Origin of the sequence: Methylobacterium sp. CCH7-A2 (assembly GCF_001557075.1) — a bacterium.
In the GTDB taxonomy this organism is placed as follows: domain Bacteria; phylum Pseudomonadota; class Alphaproteobacteria; order Rhizobiales; family Beijerinckiaceae; genus Allobosea; species Allobosea massiliensis.
The window spans coordinates 1-3751 of the sequence record NZ_LSKN01000029.1; the positions used below are offsets into that span (position 1 = coordinate 1).

4 protein-coding genes are annotated in these 3751 nt (G+C 62.3%); 3 read left to right on the plus strand and 1 reads right to left on the minus strand.

The features are described 5' to 3' along the window. The first annotated feature begins 418 nt into the window (after positions 1-418). Positions 419-847 (plus strand): hypothetical protein, encoded by a 429-nt coding sequence (locus AX750_RS02750; RefSeq protein WP_156449764.1) that lies wholly within the window; start codon positions 419-421, stop codon positions 845-847. Further along, positions 844-1119 carry a type II toxin-antitoxin system RelE/ParE family toxin gene (locus AX750_RS02755; RefSeq protein WP_067253500.1) on the plus strand — a complete coding sequence of 92 codons (276 nt, stop codon included), beginning with the start codon at positions 844-846 and terminating at the stop codon, positions 1117-1119. Before AX750_RS02750 ends, AX750_RS02755 begins: the two co-directional genes overlap by 4 nt. Here AX750_RS02755 and AX750_RS02760 read toward each other — a convergent pair. Continuing rightward, a complete protein-coding gene (locus AX750_RS02760; RefSeq protein WP_067253503.1) occupies positions 1110-1409 on the minus strand; it encodes a hypothetical protein in 300 nt (99 codons plus the stop codon). The two genes, AX750_RS02755 and AX750_RS02760, sit on opposite strands and share 10 nt — an antisense overlap. Before the next feature lie 165 nt (positions 1410-1574). Here AX750_RS02760 and mobQ point away from each other — a divergent pair, with 165 nt between their 5' ends. Continuing rightward, the gene (gene mobQ / locus AX750_RS02765; protein ID WP_082734919.1) at positions 1575-2963 is read left to right on the plus strand and encodes a MobQ family relaxase; all 1389 of its coding nucleotides are present in this window, start codon (positions 1575-1577) and stop codon (positions 2961-2963) included. Positions 2964-3751: the final 788 nt, after the last annotated feature.

The window sequence follows — 3751 nt, forward strand, 5'->3', positions numbered from 1 at the left end:
CCGGCAATCGCCGGTGACCACCGTCAGCTACACCACGCTATGGGACACGACCCTCCGCTACGCTCCGGCCAAGGGCTTTTCGAGGAAGGGAGGGCGAGAATTCCCCAGCTCGGATCCCAAGGGATTTTAAGTCTCTTGCGTCTACCTGTTTGGCGGGGAGGGGTGCATAGGACTGCAAATCCTTGGACCCTCTGCTCCCAAAGCAGATGCGCTACCGAAGCTGCGATGTCCGAGAAGGGTCGAGAGCTGCCTCCTCCAGGTCGAGCGGTGACCTTGTCTGCTCGGGATTCGCCGAATGGGATTTATGGAACATGGCGGTCGCGACGCGCTTGTCTTTGCGTCGCATTCATTGAATGAATGCTCCCAATCTCTTTGAGAAGGCGGTGCCGCAATGTCCCGATCCGAACGAATACCCGAGATGATCGATTCCCGCGCGGTGCGGAACCTGGTCGAAGCCCAGGCGATCCGCAGTGCTACCGTGCTTGGCCAGCCCGGTGGCTGGGCGGTTCTGGTGCGCTACGGCGCCCTTGAACGCGTGGTCGCCTCGACACGCCGACAGCTGCGGACGTGGCGCCATCTCAACAGCGCCGCGGCCTTCGTACAGGGGGAACTGGGCTTGGCCCGCTTTGAGGTCGATGCCAGCGGTCATGAGGAGGCCGGTGGGCACCGCCGGCCCGACCAGGCCGAGCGGCTGCGGCGCCAGCGCGAGGCAGCGGACCACGACGCCTGGTTCCGGGCCGAGGTGCAGGCCGGCCTCGAGGAGGCCGATCGCGACGAGCTGATCGAAGCTGACGAGGCTTTTGCTGCGGTCGAGGCGGCGATCGTGGCGGCGACCCAACGCCAATGAGGGTCGTCTACAGCCGCCGCGCGCTGCAAAATCTGGCTCATCACGCCAGCATCATCGCTCAGGACAATCCGACCGCCGCTCGCGACCAGGTCATCCGGATCCGCGCGGCGATCGATAAGCTGGGCGGGTTTCCAGAGATGGGTCGGGTCGGCCGGATCGAGGGCACCCGGGAGTTCCCGCCGACGCGGACGCCCTTCGTGGTGGTGTATCGGGTCGAGGCGGCCCGGATCGTGATCGTGCGGGTTCTGCACGGCCGTCAGCGCTATCCCTGAGGGGGATTCTGCCGCCGCTGGGCTAATTCGGCCGCGAGCTCTGTGAAGAGTGGCTTATCGCGTGGCTGCATGGTGCTGATCCAGTGGAACACTAGATTGTCCAGGTTTTTGACGTTCTTGAGCTCCTCGAGCAGTTTCGCGCCGAGCAAAATTTTCCGACGGGTGTCGTCCTTTCGAGCTGCCTTCCGTTCCTGGGTTTGAATTTTCTGCAGCTTGAGTTTGGCTTTCTGGAGATCCTCCAGAACCTTCTTTTTGCGAGCCACCAAGGGGCTCTCTTCCATATCGTTCATTGCAATATCCAGTTTGGTCCATCGCGACAGGATAGTTGCGGGATGGCGAGGTGTCACGTACCATTAGAAAGCAAGGAGAAATTACTAAAAGGCGCACTTATGCAAACTTCGCGAGTTTGCGTACGGCAAGGGCCAAGCCCCTGCACCCCATAGCGGCGGAAACGGATGGCGATTTATCATCTCAGCGTCAAAGCGATTTCACGCTCAGCCGGTCGTTCTGCGACCGCTGCTGCAGCGTATCGTTCCGGCGCCCGGATCGAGGATCGCGGTAGCGGCCTGATCCACGACTATCGCCGGCGTTCCGGAGTCGCCGGCTCCTTCGTCGTCGCGCCGGCGACGGCCGAATGGGCCGCGGATCGGGCCGAACTCTGGAACGCAGCGGAGCTGGCCGAGAAGCGCTGCAACAGCACTGTCGCCCGGGAGTACGAGCTTGCTCTGCCTGCCGAGCTCGACGCCGTCGGGCGGTCGATGCTGGCCAAGCGCTTTGCCCGTCACCTGGTCGAGACCTACGGGGTCGCAGCCGATGTCGCGATCCATGTCCCGAACCTGGAGGGCGACCAGCGCAATCATCACGCCCACATCCTGACGACCACCCGTGTGGTTGAGGCGGATGGGTCCCTCGGGGCCAAGACCCGGATCCTGGACGCGGCCCAGACGGGCTCGGCCGAGATCGAGAAACTCCGGTCGGTCTGGGCCGAGATGGCCAACCAGGCCCTACTCGAGGCGGGTCGCTCCGAGCGGATTGACCATCGCTCGCGCGCCGCCGCTGGCTTGGTCGGTCCGGGCACGAAGCACCTCGGGCCTGACCTGACCGCCGTCGAACGCCGCCGGCGTCGTGAGGCTCGCCAGGCAGGCGCGGCCTATGTGCCTGGGTCCCGTCGCGCTCGCCTCAACAACGAGATCCGTGAGGCGCGCCAGGACTACAGCCGGGCTGCCCGGGAGCTCCGAGAGATCCAGGCCGATCAGGAGGCCCAGGAGCAGCAACGGCGGGCCGGTGAGACCGCAGTTGCTCAGAGGGCCGGCTTGGGCACTCAGGCCGCCCAGGAGGCTCAAGAGCGGGCCGTCCGGCAATTGCTGAAGTCCAGCCCGCCTCGGGCGTCCGACCCGCTGGCCGCGGCCGCGAAAGTGGCCGTGCAGGCGACGGCCCCAGAACCGCTCGCGAAACCCGCTCCGGCGCCGTGGCGCCTCGAACACGCCACCGATCGCGAAAAGCCGTTAGTGGCGTTGCTCCTGCTGTTCATCGAGAAGCGGCAGCGGCGCGAGCCGATCGCAGCCCGACAGGAAGCTCTGCTAGGTGCCGTCGTTCGCGCCCTCGGCGAGATCATCGTCAGAGCCGTAAGCAATCTCGCCCAAAGGCTGGAAGCGCTTCGGCACGACCCAATTGAAGGGATTTGGGTCGCCAAGACGCGCGAGACGATCAGGAGCTGGGAGATTCCGGGACCCGAAATGTACAAGCGTCTTCGTCAGGAGGGGCACCTGGGCGGGCCTGAGACACCCGATCAGCAGCCCAAACTAAGCTCACCGCAGCTGGGGCGCGACGGCTTCGAAAGGTGAGGCAGCTCAAGCACTCCCTTCACATGGGAGTGCTCGCTAGCCTGCCAATCGGCGCCACCACGGTCGCTGCGCCAAATTTCGCCAGGCGTCTCGATCGGCTGCTGCTGCATCAGCTCGTTGGCGCTCAACCTCAACCAGGCCCCGAAAGCTGGCCTCCGCACCATCAGCTCGTTTTGCTTCGGCATCCGCTCTGCGGCGTTCAGCTTCAACGATGTCACGCAAACCAGCTATTTCGAGCTCGAGTCGGGCAATCATTACTTGAACGTGGGAGGGGACAACGTCACTTCACCTCCGAACGATATGATGCGACCTGATCGGAAAACGCTCTAGGAATCTGCGGGTTAAAAACTCTGCCTGAGCCTTGCGCTCAAATAAGGTCGGGGCGGCGCCTCTTGCCCGGCGCCGCCCCGCGCTACAGCCCAATGCAGGGGTACAATTGCCGTAGCTCAATCAATAATACGCGTTTCTTCATTGGTGTCATTGTTTCAGTATCTGCGCTCGTAGTACTTTGAAGAGCGCAAAAGCGGCATCGCTAAAATCATGATCACGATTGGATCTGCACCAGTTTTTTACGAATGACATTTGCTCAACAATCGGAAATCTGGATGGGATCAAGTCTAGATTTTCATCTACGCCTGCTGGAGCTCTGACTAATGCGCGTTCATAAAACCCTGCGCCCATGCAAAGTAAATTTTTTCCGATGTTTCATTGCCGGCGATATATTCTATATATTTAGAGCGGAATCCCATCAGGTTGCGTCGTACCCTGCCGCGCTGAAGTAGTTGGCG

What these genes read in the sequence shown, in the direction of transcription:
- AX750_RS02750 (WP_156449764.1), top strand. Translation starts at nt 419, where the DNA reads ATGATCGATTCCCGCGCGGTGCGGAACCTGGTCGAAGCCCAGGCGATC.
- mobQ (WP_082734919.1), top strand. Translation starts at nt 1,575, where the DNA reads ATGGCGATTTATCATCTCAGCGTCAAAGCGATTTCACGCTCAGCCGGT.
- AX750_RS02755 (WP_067253500.1), top strand. Translation starts at nt 844, where the DNA reads ATGAGGGTCGTCTACAGCCGCCGCGCGCTGCAAAATCTGGCTCATCAC.
- AX750_RS02760 (WP_067253503.1), bottom strand. Translation starts at nt 1,409, where the DNA reads ATGAACGATATGGAAGAGAGCCCCTTGGTGGCTCGCAAAAAGAAGGTT.